The organism is Thiohalobacter sp. (assembly GCF_027000115.1).
In the GTDB taxonomy this organism is placed as follows: Bacteria; Pseudomonadota; Gammaproteobacteria; order Thiohalobacterales; family Thiohalobacteraceae; genus JALTON01.
Window position 1 is genome coordinate 1 of the sequence record NZ_JALTON010000047.1, and the last position, 18,546, is coordinate 18,546.

Consider the following 18,546-nt stretch of genomic DNA (forward strand, 5'->3'; position numbering starts at 1 on the left):
CGGCATCCGTGCGGTCGTTCTTGTCCCGCTTCCGGTAGGGCCGCACGTACTGGGGCGCCATCAGCCGAGCCTCATGCCCCAGCTTCTGCAGCTGCCGGGCCCAGTGGTGCGCCCCGCCACAGGCCTCTATGCCCACCAGACAAGGGGGCAACTTCGCAAAAAACTTCAGAAACCGCCCCCGGGTCAACCGACGCCGCAGCACCACCTCGCCCTGCGCATCCACACCACAGACCTCGAACACTTTCTTTGCCAAATCTACGCCAACTCGGTTAATCTCGCTCATGGACTCTTCCTCCTCTGTTCGATTGGACTTAATCACTACCAATCTGGCACATCGATGCCGTTTAGGGGGAGGGGGAGTCCATACCATTACGGCAATCCGGGCGGCATCCGTGTTTCCACTGAAGTCGCCCGGATGAAACGCAGCGAAATCGGGGAAAGCGGTGCCATGAATCCCGGATTCCGGCCTGTGGCCTGCATCCGGGCTACCTGCTGTGGGTGAGGCGTGAGGAGACGGATGATGGCATTCTGACGCCTGATCCCTCACCCCTCACTCCCACGCAGCTCGCGTACCCACAGCGAGGTCGCGCCCGCCACGCCGGCCGGCATGGCGATGAAGTTGACGACGGGGATCATGGTCAGCAGCAGCAGGCCGCTGCCGAAGCCCAGCCCCAGCATGCGGTGCCGGTGCAGTGTCCGGCGCTGCACGCCGAACAGCAGGCGGTGGTTGGCCATCGGGTAGTCGAGGTACTCCAGCGCCAGCATCCAGGCACTGAACGCCAGCCAGAGTGCCGGGGCGGCCAGGTTGAGGCCGGGGATCAGGAAGGCGAGCCCGAACGGAATCGCCCAGAGCAGGAAATAGCCGAGCTTCTGCACCTCCGCCCAGATACTGGGCAGGATGTCGGCGAGGATCTGCTTCCAGCCGCCGGTATCTTCCAGAGACTGGCCGGTGAGGTGGCGTTCCACCGCCTCGGCCAGCACCCCGTTGAAGGGTGCGGCAATCAGGTTGGCGAGCACCGAGAAGCCATAGAACACCACCAGCAGCACGGCGCCCGCGAACAGCGGCCACAGCAGGTACTGCAGCCAGTCCAGCCAGTCCGGCAGCCAGCCGAGGAGCTGCGTCATCAGCGCATCGAAGGCGTGCCAGGCGTAGCCGATCAGCCCGCCGAAGACCAGCAGGTTGACGGCCAGCGGGATGAGCACGAAGCGGCGCAGGCGCGGCTGGCGAATCAGCCGCAGACCCGCCAGCACGTGTCCCCAGCCGCGGAGAAAGGACTTCATGCCGCGGCTTCCTCGAGCGCGACCAGGGCGCGACAGGCGAGGCGGGCGGTGCCGAAGGCGGCGTCGTTGTGGGCCGCGCGTTCCACCGGGATGCCGAGGATGCGCTCGCGGATGGCCAGCCATGCGGGATTGCGTGCACCGCCGCCGAGGCTGATCACCCGCTTCGGCCAGGGCGCGCCCAGTTCGGTGAGGCGGCGATAGCCGAGGCGCTCGATGCGTGCCAGGCCTTCCAGCAGCCCCTGGAAGAAGCGCGCGTCGTCCTTCGGGCGCGGGGTCAGGCGGGGCGACAGGTCGGGATCGGGAATCGGGAAGCGTTCGCCCGGTGCGCGCAGCGGGTAGTAGTCGAGGCAGACGCCGCGCGAGGGGTGCAGGCGAGGGGTCAGCGCCTCCATTTCGGCATCGGTAAAGAATGCCTGCAGCACGGCGCCGCCGGCGTTGGAGGCGCCGCCGGCCAGCCAGACGTCCCCCAGCCGGTGGCTGTAGACGCCCAGTTCCGGGGCGAACAGGGGCTCGGGGGACAGCAGCTTCATGACCAGCGTGCTGCCGAGCACGGTCACGGCATCACCGGGCCGGTGGGCGCCGGTGGCGATGACCGCCGCGGTGCTGTCGGTGGTGCCCACGAACACCCGGGCCGTTTCCGGCAGTCCCCAGCGCTCGGCCAGCATGGCGCCCACCGTCCCCAGCAGGGTGCCGGGCTCGACCACCTCGGGCAGCAGGGGGCGTGCCTCCGGCAGGGCTTCCAGCCACTCGGGCCAGGTACCGGCCAGCGGATCCCAGCCGAGCTTGAGGGCGTGGTGGGCGTCGGTGATGCCGTAGCGGCCGCTGAGACGTCCCAGGATCCAGTCGGTCTGGTGCAGGGCGTGGCGGGCGTCGGGCATTTCCGCCGCCAGGTCGAGCAGGCGGGCCAGGCTGGAGGTGGGCGTGGCGGCCGGGCTGTCAGGCGCCAGTGCGGCGATACGGGCCGCGGCGTCGCGGGCGGCGCTGTCGTTGTACATCCGCGCCGGGGTCAGCGGCTGGCCGGATTCGTCGGCCAGCAGCAGGGTGCCCGCGGTGCCATCGACCGAGAGGGCGGCGACATGGCCAAGGAGGTCCGGTCCCAGTGCCTGCATCACCGCGTCCAGCGCGTCCCACCAGTCTGCTGGCTTCTGGGTCACCCGGTTGTCCACGACATGGGAGGGCGGCAGCGGTGCCTCGGCACGACCCACCGGCCGGTCGTCCTCGATGACGATGCCGCGTACCCCGGAAGTGCCAAAGTCGAGTCCGAGGCAGAGTCCCATGGCGCGATCCCTCAGGGCAGGGTGACGGGTGGCGGCGGCGTCCAGTCCGGCGCCCGATGCTCGGCCACCACCGTGGTGTAGATGCCGCCGCGGACGTTGAAATCCGCGGTCAGTCGCATGAAGCGCGGGGCGCAGGCGGCGACCAGATCGGCGAGGATGCGGTTGGTCACCGCTTCATGGAAGGCCCCTTCCTCGCGGAAGGACCAGACGTACAGCTTCAGCGACTTCAGTTCCACGCACAGCCGGTCCGGCACGTACTCGATGTGCAGGGTGGCGAAGTCGGGCTGGCCGGTCTTCGGGCACAGGCAGGTGAATTCCGGCACCCGGATGCGGATGCTGTAGTCGCGCTCGGGGTTCGGATTGTCGAAGGTTTCCAGGGAACGGGAAGGGCGGGTGCTCATCCGGCCAAGATACAGGATTCATGATGCAAGATACAAGTAAACCAGTGAAAACAGGGGGGTTGCGCCGGTTTCTCGGGCGTGTTCGAGCTCGTTGCGAGCGACGGGCGGCGATCCCGCTTTCAGGGTTGCTGTCAATCCTTGTTCGACCCGGATGCATCTTGTATCTTCGCGCCCCATGCGCCTCACCAAGCTCAAGCTCGCCGGCTTCAAGTCCTTCGTCGATCCGACCACCATCCCCATTCCCAGCAACCTGGTCGGCATCGTCGGCCCGAACGGCTGCGGCAAGTCGAACACCATCGACGCCGTGCGCTGGGTCATGGGCGAGAGTTCCGCCAAGCACCTGCGCGGCGACTCCATGGCCGACGTCATCTTCAACGGCTCCAACACCCGCAAGCCGGTCGGCCAGGCCAGCGTCGAGCTGGTGTTCGACAACAGCGACGGCAAGCTCACCGGGCAGTATGCCCATTACAACGAGATTTCCATCAAGCGTCAGGTGACGCGCGACGGCCAGTCGCAGTATTTCCTCAACGGTACCCGGTGCCGACGCCGCGACATCACCGATATCTTCCTCGGCACCGGTCTCGGCCCGCGCAGCTATTCGATCATCGAGCAGGGCATGATCTCGCGTCTCATTGAGGCCAAGCCCGAGGAACTGCGCGTGTTCCTGGAGGAGGCCGCGGGCATTTCCAAGTACAAGGAACGCCGTCGGGAGACCGAGAACCGCATTCGGCACACGCGGGAAAATCTGGATCGTCTCAATGACCTGCGGGAAGAAATCGAGAAACAGCTCGACAAGCTGCAGCGCCAGGCCCGCACCGCCGAGCGTTACAAGGAACTGAAGCAGCAGGAACGCCGGCTCAAGGCCGAGCTGATCGCCCTGCGCCATCGTGCGCTGCATGCCGACATCGCCGCCCGCGAGCAGGACATCGCCCGGCGCCAGACCGCGCTGGAGGCGGTGATCGCCGACCAGCGGGCGCTGGAGGCGGCGATCGAGAAGTCGCGCGCGGCCCAGGCCGAGGCCAACGACGCCTTCAACGAGGTGCAGGGCCGCTACTACGGCCTGGGGGCCGAGATCGCGCGCATCGAGCAGGCCATCCAGCATGCCCGCGAAACCCGCCAGCGCCAGGCGCAGGAGCTGGGCAAGGCCGAGCAGGCCTGGAACGAGATCGAGGCCCACATCAGTGTGGACGGGCAGCGGCTGGAGGAACTGGCCGCCCAGCTCGCGCTGCGGCTGCCCGAGCTGGAATCCCTGCGTGGCCGGGCGGAGGCCTCGCAGGCGGCGCTGGCCGAGGCCGAGCAGGCGATGGCCGCCTGGCAGCAGGACTGGGAGGACTTCAATCGCCGCGCGCAGGAACCGCAGCGGACCGCCGAGGTCGAGCGCACCCGCATCGATCACCTGGAGCGCCAGCAGATGCAGATCGCCCAGCGGCTGGAGCGCATCGCCGAGGAGCGCGAGCGACTGAATAGCGAGGCGCTGGAGGCCGAGATCGGCGAACTGGAGGCCGAGGCGGCGCGGCGCGCCGAGCAGGCGACGGCGCTGGAAGCGAAGCTGGAGACGGTGCGTGGCCGCATCGCCGGGTTGCGCGAGCAGGTGCAGCAGCAGTCCGCCGAACTCGACGACGCCCGCAATGCCTTCCGCGAGGCGCGTGCGCGGCTGGTATCGCTGGAGGCCCTGCAGCGGGCGGCGCTGGGCGAGGACGACGGCCTGGTGCAGGGCTGGCTCAACAGCCAGGGCCTGGCCGACGCGCCGCGGCTGGCACAGGAGATCGAGGTCGCCGACGGCTGGGAGTGCGCCGTGGAGACGGTGCTGGGGGATACCCTCGAGGCCGTCTGTGTGGACGACCTGGCCGCAGTCGCGCCGGCGCTGGCCGGACTGGACACGGGCCGGGTGGCGCTGATCGAGCGCCGCGCCGCCGGCGGCGCCGGGGCGGGGGCATCGCCGCTGCTGGACAAGGTCCGCGCCCCGTTCGATCTGGGCGCCGTGCTCTCCGGCATTCATGTCGCCGAATCGCTCGACGAGGCACTGGCCCTGCGTGCCCGGCTGGCGCCGCACGAATCCGTCGTCACCCGTGACGGGGTCTGGCTGTCGCCGGCCTGGGTGCGCATCAGCCGCACCCAGGACGCCCGTTCCGGCGTCCTGCAAAGAGAAAAGGAAATCAATGAGCTGGAGAAGTCTTCGCAAGAGATTTCTCGGCAAATCGAAACGCTCTCCGCGGCACTGGAGTCTGCCCGCGAACGGCTGGCCGAGGCCGAGGCCGAACGCGACCAGGTGCAGGCACAGGTCAACCAGGCGCATCGCGATCACAGCGAGGTGAGGTCGCGGCTGGACGCCCGCCGATCACGGCTGGAGCAGGCCCGCAACCGGCTCGAGGGTCTGGCGCGGGAAGCCGCCGAACTCGAGGAGCAGCGCAGCCGTGCCGGCGAGGAACACGAATCGGCGCGGCGCCGGCTGCACGAGGCGCTGGCGGCCATGGAAACCCTGGCCGAGGAGCGCACCCGCCGCGAGGCCGAGCGCGAGGAACTGCGCGCCCGGCTGGAGGCCGCCCGGGCCCAGGCGCAGGCCGACCGCGACGCGGCCCACGGTCTGGATGTCCAGATCGAATCCATGCGCACCGCCCAGGCCAGCACCCGCGAAAACCTGGAGCGCATGCAGGGCCAGCAGGTCCACCTGCGCCAGCGCCGCGAGGAGCTGCGCGAGGCCCTGGCCGGCGGCGAGGCCCCGCTGGCCGAACAGGAGGCGGAGCTGGCCGCGCTGCTGGAGAAGCGCAGCGCAGTGGAAACCGATCTGGCCGAGGCGCGGCGGCGACTGGAGGCCATCGAGCACGAGCTGCGCGAGCAGGAGCAGAAGCGGGCGGCGGCCGAGCGCGAGGTGCAGGACCAGCGCGAGCAGTTGTCGCAGGCGCGCATGGCCTGGCAGGAGATCAAGGTCCGGGCCGACACCCTGATCGAGCAGCTGGCGGAGACCGGCTTCGAACTGGAGGCACTGCAGAACGCGTTGCCCGAGGATGCCGATCTTGCGGTCTGGGAGCGCGAGGTGGAGGACATGGAGCGGCGCATCCAGCGGCTCGGTCCCATCAACCTGGCGGCCATCGAGGAGTTCGAGGAAGAGTCCGAGCGCAAGCGCTATCTGGATGCCCAGCACGCCGATCTCACCGAGGCGCTGGAGACCCTCGAGGATGCCATCCGCAAGATCGACCGCGAGACCCGCACCCGTTTCAAGGAGACCTTCGACAAGGTCAATGCCGGCCTGCAGCGCATGTTCCCGCGCCTGTTCGGCGGCGGTCACGCCTACCTGGAACTGACCGGCGAGGACCTGCTGGACACCGGCGTGGCGGTGATGGCGCGCCCGCCCGGCAAGCGCAACAGCACCATCCACCTGCTCTCGGGCGGGGAAAAGGCGCTGACCGCTGTCGCCCTGGTGTTTGCCATCTTCGAGCTCAATCCCTCGCCCTTCTGCATGCTCGACGAGGTGGATGCGCCGCTGGACGATGCCAACGTCGGGCGCTTCTGCGACCTGGTGCGGGAGATGTCGGAGCGGGTGCAGTTCATCTTCATCACCCACAACAAGATCACCATGGAACTGGCCAACCAGCTCACCGGCGTGACCATGCACGAGCCCGGCGTGTCCCGGCTGGTGGCCGTGGACATCGACGAGGCGGCCAGGATGGCGGCCATGTAGGCAGGCGGCCGGCCACGACGGCCCGGTCCTTTCCAGGAGTCCCGACCGGATGGATACACTGCGATGGATTCTGCTGGGTGTCGGCGCGGTGTTCGTGGCGGCGGTCTACTGGTGGAGCCGGCGCAGCGAGACCGAGCCGCCGGTGACCCGCCGCGAGCCGAAGGTTCGCGCCGAGGCGCCCGAATCCCCGTCGTCCTCGCCCGAACCCGGGACCCCGGCGCCGGTGCCCGCCCCCGAGGCCGGTGACAGGGTCGAGACGGTGCGCGACGAACTAGAGGCCCTAGGCGACCTGCTGGCCGAGGAGCAGGCCCGCCGTGAGCCCATCCAGCAGCCGCTGGGCCTGGAAGAGGAACGGGTAGTCACCCTCTACCTGGTCGCCCCGCGCGGTGCCCCCTTCGCGGGTGAAGCGGTGCAGGCGGCGCTGGAGGCCGAGGGCCTGAGCTTCGGCGAGATGTCCATCTACCACCGGCTGGCGCCGGGGCGTCTGCCCCGGGCGGTGTTCAGCGTGGCCGGCCTGGTCGAGCCCGGTACGCTGGAGCCCGAACGGCTGGCGTCCGAATCCCTCCCGGGCCTGGCACTGTTCCTGCAGTTGCCCGGGCCGGTCGCCCCGGTCGAGGCGTTCGAGGCCCTGGCGTCCACGGCCCAGGCCCTGGCTGGACGCCTCGGCGGCGAACTGCGCGACGACGCCCGCAACCCACTCAGTGCCCAGCGCCTGGATGCACTGCGGGAAGAAATTGCGCAATATGCGCTAAGACAACAGGTTGACGGCCTGACTTCATGAAGATTCCCAAGTCCGTAGCGCGCCGGGCGGCGGAGCTGCGCGAACTCATCAATCACCACAACTACCTCTACTACGTGCTCGATGCGCCGGAGATACCGGACGCCGAGTACGACCGCCTGCTGCGCGAGCTGCAGGCGTTGGAGGCCAGGTATCCCGAGCTGGTCACGCCCGACTCGCCGACCCAGCGCGTGGGCGCCGAGCCGGTCAAGGCCTTCGGCGAGGTGCGCTATGCGGTGCCCATGCTGTCGCTGGACAACGCCTTCAGCGACGAGGAGCTGGCCGAGTTCGACCGCCGGGTGCGGGAGCGTCTGGGCGTGGACGAGGTGGATTATGCCGCCGAGCCCAAGCTGGACGGGCTGGCGGTCAGCCTGCTCTACGAGGAAGGGGTGCTGGTGCGGGGGGCGACCCGCGGTGATGGCACCGTGGGCGAGGACGTCACCCAGAACGTGCGCACCATCCGCGCCATCCCGTTGCGCCTCCGCGGCAAGGGCTATCCCTCCCGTCTCGAGGTGCGCGGCGAGGTCTACATGTCCCATGCCGGCTTCGAGGCCCTGAACCGGGCACAGGAGGCCGCCGGCCAGAAGCCCTTCGCCAATCCCCGCAATGCCGCCGCCGGCTCGCTGCGCCAGCTCGATCCGCGCATCACCGCCTCGCGGCCGCTGTCCTTCTACAGCTATGGCGTGGGCCTGGTCGAAGGTGGCCGCCTGCCCGGCCGGCACACCGAGATCATGGAACGCCTGCGCCACTGGGGGCAGCCGGTCTACAAGGGCATTCGCCGGGTCAAGGGGCTGGCGGGCTGCCAGGCCTACTACCGGGAGATGGAGGAGAAGCGACCGAAGCTGCCCTTCGACATCGACGGCGTGGTGTTCAAGGTCGATCGCCTCGACCAGCAGGAACTGCTCGGCTACGTGGCCCGCGCGCCGCGCTGGGCGATCGCGCGCAAGTTCCCTGCCCAGGAGGAGATGACGCGGCTGATCGACATCGAGGTACAGGTCGGCCGCACCGGGGCCATCACCCCGGTGGCGAAGCTGGAGCCGGTGTTCGTCGGCGGCGTGACCGTGAGCAGCGCCACCCTGCACAACGAGGACGAGATTCGCCGCAAGGACATCCGCATCGGCGACTGGGTCATCGTGCGTCGTGCCGGTGACGTCATCCCCGAGGTGGTCGGCGTGGTCAAGTCCCGCCGGCCGAAGAATGCCCGCCGCTTCGTGATGCCGAAGCGCTGCCCGGTGTGCGGCTCGGAGATCGTGCGTGCCGAGGGCGAGGCCATCGCACGCTGCAGCGGCGGGCTCTACTGTCCCGCGCAGCGCAAGGAGGCGATCAAGCACTTCGCCTCGCGCCGGGCCATGGACATCGAAGGCCTGGGCGACAAGCTCGTCGACCAGCTCGTCGACCGCGGGCTGGTGGAGAACGTCGCCGATCTCTACCGGCTGGATGTCGAGACCCTGGCCGGACTGGAGCGCATGGGGCAAAAGTCCGCCGAGAATCTGGTGCGGGCCATCGAGGCCAGCAAGAAGACCACGCTGGCCCGGTTCCTGTTTGCACTGGGTATTCGCGAGGTGGGCGAGGCCACGGCCAGGACCCTGGCCAATCACTACGGCGATCTCGATCCCATCATGGCCGCTAGCGAGGAGGAACTGGAGGCGCTGCCGGACATCGGCCCGGTGGTGGCGCGGCACATCGTCACCTTCTTCCACCAGAAGCACAATCGCGAGGTCATCGAGCGCCTGCGCGAGGCCGGCGTGCACTGGCCACGGGTCAGGCGCGCCGCGGGTGAGGGGCCGCTGGCGGGGCAGACCTTCGTGCTCACCGGCACCCTGTCGTCGATGACCCGTGACGAAGCGAAGGAACGGCTGGAGGCGCTGGGTGCCAAGGTGAGCGGCAGCGTGTCACGCAAGACCAGCCATGTGGTGGTCGGCGCCGACCCCGGTTCCAAGCTGGCGAAGGCCGAGGCCCTGGGTGTACCCGTTCTCGACGAGGATGCTTTCCTGGAACTCCTCGCCCGTTATTAGGAGTCTCATAAGTCTCTGAACGCGTTCTGTCTGACCGTGGCGGACCGGGTAGGATGGGCAAAGGCCCGAAGGGCCGTGCCCATCGTGACGGTCACGGGATGCTGATGGGCACGTCGCTGCGCTCCTTTGCCCATCCTGAGAACTGAGTCCGCACTTTGCCCCGGTGTCCCAGGCGCCCGCGCGGCCTTTGCAAGTCAGGCCACCGCCTCTCCGGCGTCGTCCTGTTCGAACACGGCCCGGAAGAGCCCCCGGTGGAACACCAGTCGCGCGTCCAGATTGAGGCGCACGCCCTCGCGGATGCGGGCCTGGCCAGCCTCGGTTTCGGCGTGGCGGGCAAGGGCCTCGCGCATCATGGCCGAGTGTTCCTCGTCGAGGCCCACGTGGCTGGAGAAGAGTTCGAGATCGGCCTCGGTGATGCCGGGGATGGTGCGCAGGCCCTTGAGCAGTTCCGTATACAGGTAGGGTATGGGCCATTCGCTGGCGATGCCCACGGCCGCGGCGGCGGCCAGCCAGTCGCCCGACTGTGTCAGGCGTGTCATGTGACTGACATAGAGCTCAAGTTCAGGGATCAGCCGGCCGCAGGACAAAGGGCGCGTGCAGGCAGGGATGGGCGAGAATTTCCCTTTCCAGCGCTTGCATGAAGGTTTCGGCGCGGGACATGCGGACTCCGTGACCTTGAACCCGGTGTGACAGTGGCCGCGCCACTTAGCATCCTGGCGCCGGATCGGCTACTGTAACCTCTTGTAGCCCGGGGTTATCCGCGCCCGAGGATAGGGTCCGGCACAGGGCCCGTCCACAGGGAATCCATCAACCAGGGGAAGGCAGCACAGAAGATGACAGCCTCGCAGGAAAACCGCTCGCCGGCCGTGGCGCCGCGCTTCCGCAGCCTCATGGAGGCCTGCCGCAAGATGACCCCCTCGCATCTCGGCCCGCTGTTCGCGCGTCTGCTGGAGAACATCGAGGTCGGGATGCTGGAGGCCGCGGACCGGGCCGAGAACAACGAACTGCAGGCGGAATACTTTGCTGTGATGAACACCATCAAGCGTGACCGCCAGCAGATCCTGCAGCGCTTCCTCAAGGAAGTCGACGAAGGCTTTCGCCAGTTTCTGGAAGGCGAGCTGGAACCGATAGGCAATGTCGATCTGGAGCACGTCAGCGCCGACAAGCTGTCGCTGGTCGACAAGGCGGACATGGACTGGGCCCTGCCCATCCAGAACATCGTCGGCCGGGCCAGCACCACCTACATCGAGGAACTCTACGGCCTCAACCAGCGCCTCGCCATCGTCAACGGCGGCGTCAAGCTGCCGCCCGAGCAGTGGCCCGGCGGGCCCTACCGCCTGGCCGAGGCCTTCGCCCGCTCGCTGGGTGACCTGCGAGTGCAGAAGCCCGTGCGGCTGATGCTGTTCGTGTCCTTCGACCGCCACGTGATGCGCGAGCTCAAGCCCTATCTCGACGAATACAACCGGCGCATGATCAATGCCGGCATCCTGCCCAACCTTTCCTATGAGGTACGCAAGAATCCCAGTCGTGCCCGGCCCGCTGCCGGCGGCGGGGCGGAGGCGGCAGAGCCTGCGCCCGGCACGGAAGGCGGGACCTCGCCAGATGGCGGGACGCGCGCCACGGCAGCGGCGTCCTCGGTCGAAGGCATCCCGGGGGCGGACGGCACCGAAGTGGCACGTTTCCAGCGCCTGCGTGGCCTGCTCGCCGGCCGGCGCGGAGGCGGAGGCGAAGGCCAGTTCCGCAACGAGCCCAGCGCCCAGGTCGCGGGGCTGGCCCGCGAGCGACTGGTCGGCGCCCTGTCGACGGTACAGGGGCAGGCCGGTGCCCACCCGGCAACCGAGGCATACTTCGAGGAACTGACGGTCGACGAGCAGTTGCTGGCGCGGCTGCAGGAGATGCTGGACGAGGAGCGCGAGCGCATCTACGAGCATGTCGATCGCAAGCGCATGGCCAGCGAGGATCTGGACGTCATCGACCTGGTCGGCATGCTGTTCGAGTTCATGCTGCGCGACGCCAACCTGCCCGACGTCGCCAAGGCCCTGCTCAGTCGCCTGCATACGCCGTATCTCAAGGTCGCCCTGCTGGACAAGGCCTTTTTCGTGCAGAAGCGCCATCCTGCACGCAGGCTGCTGGATACCATGGTGACGGCCGGCGAGCGCTGGATCGTCGCCGACGACCTCAAGCGCGGCGTGTTTCCCTGCATGCGCGAGATCGTCGAGCGGGTGATCGACGAATTCGACGATGACCTGGCGCTGTTCGACGAGTTGCTCGCCGCCTTCCAGTCGCGGGTCAGGGAAATCGAGCAGAAGGCCAACAAGGTCGAGCAGCGCGCAGTGGAGGCCGCGGCGGGACAGGAGAAGCTCAAGGCAGCCCGGCGCCGCGCCCATGCCAGCATGGCGCGGCTGCTCGAGGAACGCCGCATCACCGACGAGATGTTTCACTTCTTCTCCCATGTCTGGGCGGAGAAGCTGATGTTCATCCTGCTGCGCGAACCGGAAGGCGAGGAGAGCCCGGCATGGAAGCTGGCCCTGCGCGTGGCGGCGGACATCGTCGAAACCGTGGAGCCCGAGTCGGACCCGCAGCGGCAGGCCGAGCGCCGCGAACGCCTGCCCGAGCTGCGGCTGGCCATCGCCCAGGCACTGGACGATCTCAGTGCCTACGGCCGACGCGACAACGCCCGCATGCTGGCGCAGATCGAGGCCTGGCAGGAGGCGGCGTTGGCCGAGCCGGAGACAGTCGCCGAATCCGTGGCCGAGGCCCGCCACGGGCCCGATCCGGAGGCCGCGCCCGAACCCGAACCCCAGGAGCGCAAGGCGGCCGTGGCACCCGAGGTGGCGGCGCAGATGGATCGCCTGTGCGAACTCGAGTTCGGCACCTGGTTCGAGTTCTCCGATCCCGCCAGTCACCTGGTCCGGCGCCTGCGCCTGGCCTGGTACAGCAAGGTCTCGGGCCGTTTCATGTTTGTCGATGCCATCGGCACCAAGGCGGACGAGTGGGTGTGCGACGAGCTGGCGGCCGAACTGGTCGCGGGCCGCGCGCGCATCGTCGAGCCCGAAAAGCGTCCCTTCCTGGAGCGCGCGCTGGATGCCGTGATGAGCTTTCTCGGCCGGGGTTTGGATGACGACTGAGGCCGCTTCAGGATCCATCGGGCGCGGCCGCTAACCGCACAGGCCGGTGGTCAGCATGCCGGCTTCCATGGGGGAATCATGACCGACGAACAACGCGCCCACGCAAGGCGGCCGATGGCCCACGACCTGGTGGTCGAGGACCTGCATACCGAGAAGGTGCTGGGCAGCCTGGTGAACCTCTCCGAGGAGGGCATGATGCTGCTGATGGACGAGCCCATCGAGCCGGCCCGCGTCATCCAGTGTCGCATCCGTCTCAATGAGCCCTGCGAGGGCATCGCCGAACTGGCACTCGGCGTGGAAAGCCTCTGGTGCCAGCCCACCGACGAACCCGGCCACTTCTGGGCCGGCTACCAGATCATCGACATCTCCGACGAGACCGCCGCCATTCTCGACAAGGTGCTGGGACGGGCCTGAGGCGGCTTCCGGGTTTCACCCTTCTTCCAGGCACTCCGCCACCCGCTCGATCCAGTGCTCGACCGGCACGGTGCCCTGCGCCGCGAGGTGAAGCTGGCAGCCGATGTTGGCGGTGACGATGCGGTCGGGGCCGTGGGCGGTGAGGGCGTCGATCTTGCGCGCGGCCAGCGTTTCCGACAGCGCCGGCTGCAGGATCGAATAGCTGCCGGCGGAGCCGCAGCAGAGATGGCCTTCCTCCACCGGCACGAGATCGAACCCCAGCCGCTGCATCAGTGCGGGCAGCAGATCGGGCAACTGCTGGCCGTGCTGCAGGCTGCAGGGGACGTGGACCGCGATGCGTTCCTCCGCAATGTCAAGCCGCAATGCCGACAGGTCTTCCGCGGCCAGCACCTCGGCGAGATCGCGGGTGGCTTGGGCAATCCTGCGCGCACGCTCGGCGTAGTCGGGGTCATCGGCCAGCAGTTCGCCATATTCCTTGAGTTCGCTGCCGCAACCGCTGGCGGTGACCACGATGGCCTCGGCGCCGGCCTCGAGTGCCGGCCACCAGGCATCGATGTTGCGGCGCATGAAGGCGCGGGCCTCGTCCGGGGCGTCGAGGTGATGGCTGAGCGCGCCGCAGCAGCCGGCCCCCGGGACCGTGACCAGCTCGATCCCGAGCCGGGCCAGCACCCGGCGCGCAGCGGCATTGGTCGCCGGGGTGGCGGCGGATTGTACGCAGCCTTCCAGCACCAGCATGCGCCGTCCGCCGGCTGTGCCGGCAGGTGCGGGTGCGGGCGGAGCCGACTGCCGTGGCGGCAGCTTGCGGCGCAGCCGCGCGGGCAGCAGAGGCGACAGCATGCGTCCCAGGCCCAGCAGCAGGCGGAAGCGGTCAGGGTAGGGGAGGGTCAGGCGCAGGGCGTGGCGCAGCAGCCGTTGTCGCGGGGGGCGCGGGTGCTCGCGTTCCATCAGCCCGCGACCGATGTCGAGCAGGCGATGATACTCGACGCCCGACGGGCAGGTGGTCTCGCAGGCGCGGCACAGCAGGCAACGGTCGAGATGGGTGCGGGTGTGCTCGCCCGTGGGTCCGTCTTCCAGCAGTTCCTTGATGAGATAGATGCGCCCGCGCGGGCTGTCCAGCTCGTCGCCCAGCACCTGGTAGGTGGGGCAGGTCGCGGTACAGAAGCCGCAGTGCACGCAACTGCGGAGAATGCGATCTGCGGTCCGGCCTTCGGGGGTGTCGCGATGGCGGGGGCTGATGCGGGTCTGCATGGTCAGTCGAACAGGTAGCCGGGGTTGAACAGGCCGTCGGGATCGAAGGCGGCCTTGAGCCGGCGGTGCACGGTGAGCAGCGCCGCTGCCGGTTCCTGCAAGCGCCGCCCCGCGCAGGGGCCGCGCCACTGGCTGGCGTGACCGCCGGCAGCCCGGGCCACCGCGCGCACCTGATGCGCGGGCAGCGGGCAGTGGATCCAGCGCTGGGCACCGCTCCAGTCGATCAGCTGCGGCCCGGGCAGGTCCAGCGGCGGCGTGGCAGGGGGCACCGACAGCCGCCACAGGGCGCCCGGATGATCGAAGAAGGGGTGCCGCTGGTCGCGCAGCCGTTCCCAGAAGTCGGCGTGCGCGTCCGGCAGGGGCTCGCCACCAAGCTGGCGCGAGGCCTGGCTCACGCCGCGCTCGCTGCCGGACAGGCGCACGAACAGGTGTTCGCCGTCGTGGCAGGCAGCGGACAGCGGCAGTGGCCGGCCGGCCCACAGGTTCATCAGCCGGATGGCATCGGCGGCATCGCGTTCCTGCACCAGCGTGATCTCCGCGGCCGGGCGCGGCAGCACCTTGAGCGAGACTTCCAGCAGCACGCCGAGGGTGCCGAAGGCACCGCACATCAGGCGCGAGACGTCATAGCCGGCGACGTTCTTCATCACCTCGCCGCCGAAGCGCAGCGGTTCGCCGCGGCCGTTGATGATGCGGCAGCCGAGCACGAAGTCGCGCACCGCGCCGGCATGGGGGCGGCGCGGGCCGGACAGGTTGCAGGCCACGGTGCCGCCCAGGGTAGCGGCTTCGCTGAAACGCGGCGGCTCGAAGGGCAGCATCTGGCCCTCTGCGGCCAGCGCCTGTTCCAGTTCCGCCAGGGTCGTGCCGGCGCGGGCGGTGACCACCAGTTCCGTCGGTTCGTAGTGCAGGATGCCGCGATGGCCGGAGACGTCGAGTCGTGTCTCGCCGGCCTCCGGCAGCAGGAAGGCCTTGCTGTCGCCGCCGCGGATGTGCAGCGGCTGACCCTCGCGCCGCGCGGTTTCGATGGCCTCGCGGATGGCTTCGCTGGCATCCCTCATCAGAAGCGCTCCAGCTCCGGAAAGGGCAGCTTGCCGGCATGCACGTGCATGGCGCCCAGCTCGGCGCAGCGGTGCAGGGTGGGCACGGCCTTTCCGGGATTGAGCAGGCCCTGCGGATCGAAGGCGGCCTTGACGGCATGGAACTGTGCCAGCTCTGCCGCCGGGAACTGGCTGCACATGGCATCCAGCTTCTCCACGCCCACGCCGTGTTCGCCGGTCACGGTGCCGCCGACCTCCACGCACAGGCGCAGGATGTCGCTGCCGAAGGCCTCGGTGTGTTCCAGCTCGCCGGGCCGGTTGGCGTCGTAGAGGATGAGCGGATGCAGGTTGCCGTCGCCGGCATGGAACACGTTGGCGACCGGCAGGCCGTATTCCGCGGACAGTTCGCTGATGCGCGCCAGCACCTCGGGCAGGCGCTTGCGCGGGATGGTGCCGTCCATGCAGTAGTAGTCCGGTGCCAGCCGTCCCACCGCGGGAAAGGCGGCCTTGCGGCCCTTCCAGAAACGGGCGCGTTCGGCCTCGTCACGCGCGGTACGGACCTCGATCGCGCCCATGTCCTGCAACAGGGCGCACACCTGCATCAGGTGTTCGGATACCTCCTCGTCGCTGCCATCCAGCTCGCACAGCAGGATGGCCTCGCAGTCCGGGTAGCCGGCATGCACGAAGTCCTCGGCGGCCCGAATGGCCAGTCGGTCCATCATCTCCAGCCCGGCCGGAATGACGCCGGCGGCGATGATGGCGCCCACGGCGCGGCCGGCCCGGGCGATGTCGTCGAAGGCGGCCAGCAGAACCTGCGCGTGCTCGGGAATGGGCAGCAGCCGCACCCGTACCTCCATGACAATGCCGAGCATGCCTTCCGAACCGGTCATCAGCGCCAGCAGGTCGTAGCCCGGGGTATCCAGTGCCGCGCCGCCGATGCTCAGGCGTTCGCCGTCCGGCAGCAGCACCTCGAGCCCAAGGATGTTGTGCACGGTCAGGCCATACTTCAGGCAGTGCACGCCGCCCGAGTTCTCGGCCACGTTGCCGCCGATGGTGCAGGCGATCTGCGAGGAGGGGTCGGGGGCATAGTAGAGCCCGTGCGGCCGTGCCGCCTCGGAAATGGCGAGGTTGCGCACGCCCGGCTCGACGCGCGCCGTGCGGTTGTCCGGGTCGATCTCCAGGATGCGGTTGAAGCGCGCCAGGCTCAGCAGCACGCCCTGTTCCTCCGGCAGCGCGCCACCGGAGAGGCCGGTGCCGGCGCCGCGTGCCACCACCGGGACGCCCTGGCGGTGGCAGTAGCGCAAGACTGCCTGCACCTGTTCCGGGGTGTGCGGCAGGGCAACCACGGCAGGGGTGCGGCGGTAGGCCGACAGGCCGTCGCACTCGTAGGGCCGCAGTTCCTCTTCCCGCCACAGCAGCGCATCCTCCGGCAGCAGGCGGCGGAGATCGCGGATGAGGGGGGCGCGGTCGGTGTCGGGCATGGGTTCGGGGTCGGTGCTTGGTCTGCGCTACTCTAGCACGAGCGCCGCGGTGAAAGACCGCTCAAGGAAGGGGTTTGAACGACCCCCCGGGGCTTCACATCCCGGCCCGTTGCCGTTACAAAGGAAAGAGGGTCAGGGATGGCCGGACGCGCACCCAGGCGAGGTAAGGTCATGTTCCGATTTCTGCGTGGTCGTTCTGCCGACGACGAGACCGTCACCCCGGCCCGGCTGGAACCGCCGACCGGCCCGGTGCCGGTCAGCCGGTTCGCCTCGCTGGCGGAGCTGTACCCGCTCGGGGCGCCGTTGCGCCTGTTTCCGGAATTCGAGTCCGAGGTGCAACTGGATTCGCTGCTGCTCGGCTACCGCATCGACGGGCATGAGCTGTTCGCGCCCGGCGACTATCGGCTGCAGGCCGACAATGGCGCGCCGGCGCGGCTGATGATCGGCGAAGCGCGCCTCGACAAGCTGCAATCCCTCGAGTTTCTCATCCCCTACGATCGCAGCGAGCAGGCCCGGATCGACTATGTCAGTCGTGCCGAGCTGGATCGCCTGGGCCACTTCGCGCCCGGCAACCGCTTTACGCTGATCGGTGCCACGGTCGATCGCCAGACACCTTACCTGCTCAGCGAGGTGAGGCGTGTCGAGCACCTGGACAGCGGGGTGTACCAGAACCATTCCGTGGCCGTGCTGCGCGTGTTCCCGGATACCCTGGAGTTCCACGACCAGCGCCGCTACTACCGGATCGAGACGGCCCAGCCGGCCGAGCTGCGCGCGGCCACGGGTGGACGCGCCCATGCCTGCACCCTGGTCGACTTCTCGGAAACGGCGACCCAGATCCTGCTCGACAAGGAAGACGAGGACGTGGCTGCCCTGCGGGATGGTCGGCGGGTCATCCTTGCGCTCGACATCCATGGCAGCGGCCAGCGTTTCACCCTCGGCGGTCGCGTGCTCCGGCGTGCGGGCCGGCGGCTGGTGTTGCGGCTGGAGACCCTTCAGCAGGGCGAGACGTTCGTGACCCTGACCACGCTGTCGGTACTGGCCATCAAGGCGGCGCTGCTCAAGGCACCGCCCGACCCTGACTGTCTCACTGGCTTCGACCCGTTGTCGGCCGATACGGAGCCCGACGATGGAGGCTGATTTCTGGCGCCAGCGCTGGGAAGCCAATCAGATCGGATTTCATCAGGACGAAGTCAACCTGCATCTCGAACGGCACTGGCCCGGGCTGGCGCTGGCGCCGGGCAGCCGCGTGCTGGTGCCGCTGTGCGGCAAGAGTCGCGACATGTTGTGGCTGGCCGGGCAGGGCCACGCGGTGACCGGCGTCGAACTGTCGGAGATCGCGGTACGCGACTTCTTTGCCGAAAACCGACTCGAGGCCACGGTGCGCGAGCAGGGTCCCTTCCGCGAATGGTACCGCGACGAGATCCGCATCCTGCAGGGTGACTTCTTCGAGCTGGACGCCCGGCGGCTCGGCGCCGTTGCCGGTGTCTACGACCGTGCCGCGCTGGTCGCCCTGCCGGCGAGCATGCGTGGCCGCTACGTCGCCCACCTCTATCAATTGCTGCGCCGCGGCACGCGGATGCTGCTGGTCAGCATGGAATACCCGCAGGACGAAATGGAGGGCCCGCCCTTCTCCGTTTCCGCAGAGGAGATCCGCGAACGCTACGGTGCGGGTTTTGCAGTGGAAGAGATCGACCGCATCGACATCCTCGACGAAAATCCCCGCTTCCGCGAGCGCGGCCTGAGCAGCCTGGTCGAGAGCGTCTTCCGACTGGTGAGACGCTGATCACGGCTTTCCACCAAGTCCCTGAAT

General features: G+C 68.8%; 15 protein-coding genes. 7 read left to right on the top strand and 8 right to left on the bottom strand.

Annotated elements, in window-relative coordinates:
• The 4 genes from MVF76_RS08430 to queF form a co-directional block, all read right to left on the bottom strand.
• Positions 1-283 (bottom strand): IS110 family transposase (locus MVF76_RS08430; RefSeq protein ID WP_297528368.1); only part of this gene is annotated, 283 nt, incomplete at its 3' end.
• Positions 284-543: 260 nt separating this feature from the next.
• Positions 544-1,281 carry a sulfate transporter CysZ gene (gene cysZ, locus MVF76_RS08435; protein WP_297528369.1) on the bottom strand — a complete coding sequence of 246 codons (738 nt, stop codon included), beginning with the start codon at positions 1,279-1,281 and terminating at the stop codon, positions 544-546.
• A complete protein-coding gene (locus MVF76_RS08440; protein ID WP_297528370.1) occupies positions 1,278-2,558 on the bottom strand; it encodes an FGGY-family carbohydrate kinase in 1,281 nt (426 codons plus the stop codon). Before MVF76_RS08440 ends, cysZ begins: the two co-directional genes overlap by 4 nt.
• Positions 2,559-2,569: 11 nt before the next feature.
• Positions 2,570-2,959, bottom strand: a complete 390-nt coding sequence (gene queF, locus MVF76_RS08445) for a preQ(1) synthase (protein ID WP_297528371.1) — start codon at positions 2,957-2,959, stop codon at positions 2,570-2,572.
• A gap of 175 nt (positions 2,960-3,134) precedes the next feature.
• Here queF and smc point away from each other — a divergent pair, with 175 nt between their 5' ends.
• The 3 genes from smc to ligA are packed head-to-tail and all read left to right on the top strand — an operon-like array spanning position 3,135 to position 9,431.
• Positions 3,135-6,638: a chromosome segregation protein SMC gene (gene smc / locus MVF76_RS08450; RefSeq protein WP_297528372.1), complete on the top strand. Its 3,504-nt coding sequence runs from the start codon at positions 3,135-3,137 to the stop codon at positions 6,636-6,638.
• A gap of 49 nt (positions 6,639-6,687) precedes the next feature.
• On the top strand, positions 6,688-7,419 hold the full coding sequence (locus MVF76_RS08455) for a cell division protein ZipA C-terminal FtsZ-binding domain-containing protein (RefSeq protein ID WP_297528373.1): 732 nt from the start codon (positions 6,688-6,690) through the stop codon (positions 7,417-7,419).
• Positions 7,416-9,431 (top strand): NAD-dependent DNA ligase LigA, encoded by a 2,016-nt coding sequence (ligA, locus tag MVF76_RS08460; RefSeq protein ID WP_297528374.1) that lies wholly within the window; start codon positions 7,416-7,418, stop codon positions 9,429-9,431. Before MVF76_RS08455 ends, ligA begins: the two co-directional genes overlap by 4 nt.
• A 194-nt stretch (positions 9,432-9,625) precedes the next feature.
• Here the strand turns inward: ligA and MVF76_RS08465 are convergent, their stop codons facing one another.
• Entirely contained in the window at positions 9,626-9,970 is a 345-nt protein-coding gene (locus MVF76_RS08465) for an iron-containing redox enzyme family protein (RefSeq protein ID WP_297528375.1), read from the bottom strand.
• Between the two features lie 294 nt (positions 9,971-10,264).
• On the opposite strand from MVF76_RS08465, the gene MVF76_RS08470 reads away from it, so the two are divergent.
• Together MVF76_RS08470 and MVF76_RS08475 are read left to right on the top strand one after the other, a co-directional pair.
• The gene (locus MVF76_RS08470) at positions 10,265-12,559 is read left to right on the top strand and encodes a DUF1631 domain-containing protein (protein WP_297528376.1); all 2,295 of its coding nucleotides are present in this window, start codon (positions 10,265-10,267) and stop codon (positions 12,557-12,559) included.
• 78 nt (positions 12,560-12,637) lie between these two features.
• A complete protein-coding gene (locus MVF76_RS08475; RefSeq protein ID WP_297528377.1) occupies positions 12,638-12,973 on the top strand; it encodes a PilZ domain-containing protein in 336 nt (111 codons plus the stop codon).
• Positions 12,974-12,988: 15 nt separating this feature from the next.
• Here the strand turns inward: MVF76_RS08475 and glcF are convergent, their stop codons facing one another.
• Genes glcF through MVF76_RS08490 form a run of 3 tightly spaced genes read right to left on the bottom strand, consistent with a single transcriptional unit; the run spans position 12,989 to position 16,736 of the window.
• Positions 12,989-14,221, bottom strand: coding sequence for a glycolate oxidase subunit GlcF (glcF, locus tag MVF76_RS08480; RefSeq protein ID WP_297528378.1), 1,233 nt, complete (start codon positions 14,219-14,221; stop codon positions 12,989-12,991).
• A gap of 2 nt (positions 14,222-14,223) precedes the next feature.
• Positions 14,224-15,276 (bottom strand): glycolate oxidase subunit GlcE, encoded by a 1,053-nt coding sequence (gene glcE / locus MVF76_RS08485; protein ID WP_297528379.1) that lies wholly within the window; start codon positions 15,274-15,276, stop codon positions 14,224-14,226.
• The gene (locus tag MVF76_RS08490) at positions 15,276-16,736 is read right to left on the bottom strand and encodes an FAD-linked oxidase C-terminal domain-containing protein (RefSeq protein WP_297528380.1); all 1,461 of its coding nucleotides are present in this window, start codon (positions 16,734-16,736) and stop codon (positions 15,276-15,278) included. Before MVF76_RS08490 ends, glcE begins: the two co-directional genes overlap by 1 nt.
• 171 nt (positions 16,737-16,907) lie before the next feature.
• On the opposite strand from MVF76_RS08490, the gene MVF76_RS08495 reads away from it, so the two are divergent.
• Together MVF76_RS08495 and MVF76_RS08500 are read left to right on the top strand one after the other, a co-directional pair.
• Positions 16,908-17,873: a PilZ domain-containing protein gene (locus tag MVF76_RS08495; RefSeq protein ID WP_297528381.1), complete on the top strand. Its 966-nt coding sequence runs from the start codon at positions 16,908-16,910 to the stop codon at positions 17,871-17,873.
• Complete coding sequence (locus MVF76_RS08500; protein WP_297528382.1) at positions 17,863-18,519, top strand: thiopurine S-methyltransferase; 657 nt, start codon at positions 17,863-17,865, stop codon at positions 18,517-18,519. The genes MVF76_RS08495 and MVF76_RS08500 overlap by 11 nt, the downstream gene beginning before the upstream one ends.
• Positions 18,520-18,546: the final 27 nt, after the last annotated feature.

Excerpts from the sequence above, each read along its gene's own strand:
- glcE (WP_297528379.1), bottom strand. The coding sequence starts at position 15,276 with ATGAGGGATGCCAGCGAAGCCATCCGCGAGGCCATCGAAACCGCGCGG.
- MVF76_RS08470 (WP_297528376.1), top strand. The coding sequence starts at position 10,265 with ATGACAGCCTCGCAGGAAAACCGCTCGCCGGCCGTGGCGCCGCGCTTC.
- MVF76_RS08455 (WP_297528373.1), top strand. The coding sequence starts at position 6,688 with ATGGATACACTGCGATGGATTCTGCTGGGTGTCGGCGCGGTGTTCGTG.
- cysZ (WP_297528369.1), bottom strand. The coding sequence starts at position 1,281 with ATGAAGTCCTTTCTCCGCGGCTGGGGACACGTGCTGGCGGGTCTGCGG.
- MVF76_RS08440 (WP_297528370.1), bottom strand. The coding sequence starts at position 2,558 with ATGGGACTCTGCCTCGGACTCGACTTTGGCACTTCCGGGGTACGCGGC.
- ligA (WP_297528374.1), top strand. The coding sequence starts at position 7,416 with ATGAAGATTCCCAAGTCCGTAGCGCGCCGGGCGGCGGAGCTGCGCGAA.
- MVF76_RS08465 (WP_297528375.1), bottom strand. The coding sequence starts at position 9,970 with ATGACACGCCTGACACAGTCGGGCGACTGGCTGGCCGCCGCCGCGGCC.
- glcF (WP_297528378.1), bottom strand. The coding sequence starts at position 14,221 with ATGCAGACCCGCATCAGCCCCCGCCATCGCGACACCCCCGAAGGCCGG.
- MVF76_RS08500 (WP_297528382.1), top strand. The coding sequence starts at position 17,863 with ATGGAGGCTGATTTCTGGCGCCAGCGCTGGGAAGCCAATCAGATCGGA.
- MVF76_RS08475 (WP_297528377.1), top strand. The coding sequence starts at position 12,638 with ATGACCGACGAACAACGCGCCCACGCAAGGCGGCCGATGGCCCACGAC.
- smc (WP_297528372.1), top strand. The coding sequence starts at position 3,135 with ATGCGCCTCACCAAGCTCAAGCTCGCCGGCTTCAAGTCCTTCGTCGAT.
- MVF76_RS08490 (WP_297528380.1), bottom strand. The coding sequence starts at position 16,736 with ATGCCCGACACCGACCGCGCCCCCCTCATCCGCGATCTCCGCCGCCTG.
- MVF76_RS08495 (WP_297528381.1), top strand. The coding sequence starts at position 16,908 with ATGTTCCGATTTCTGCGTGGTCGTTCTGCCGACGACGAGACCGTCACC.
- queF (WP_297528371.1), bottom strand. The coding sequence starts at position 2,959 with ATGAGCACCCGCCCTTCCCGTTCCCTGGAAACCTTCGACAATCCGAAC.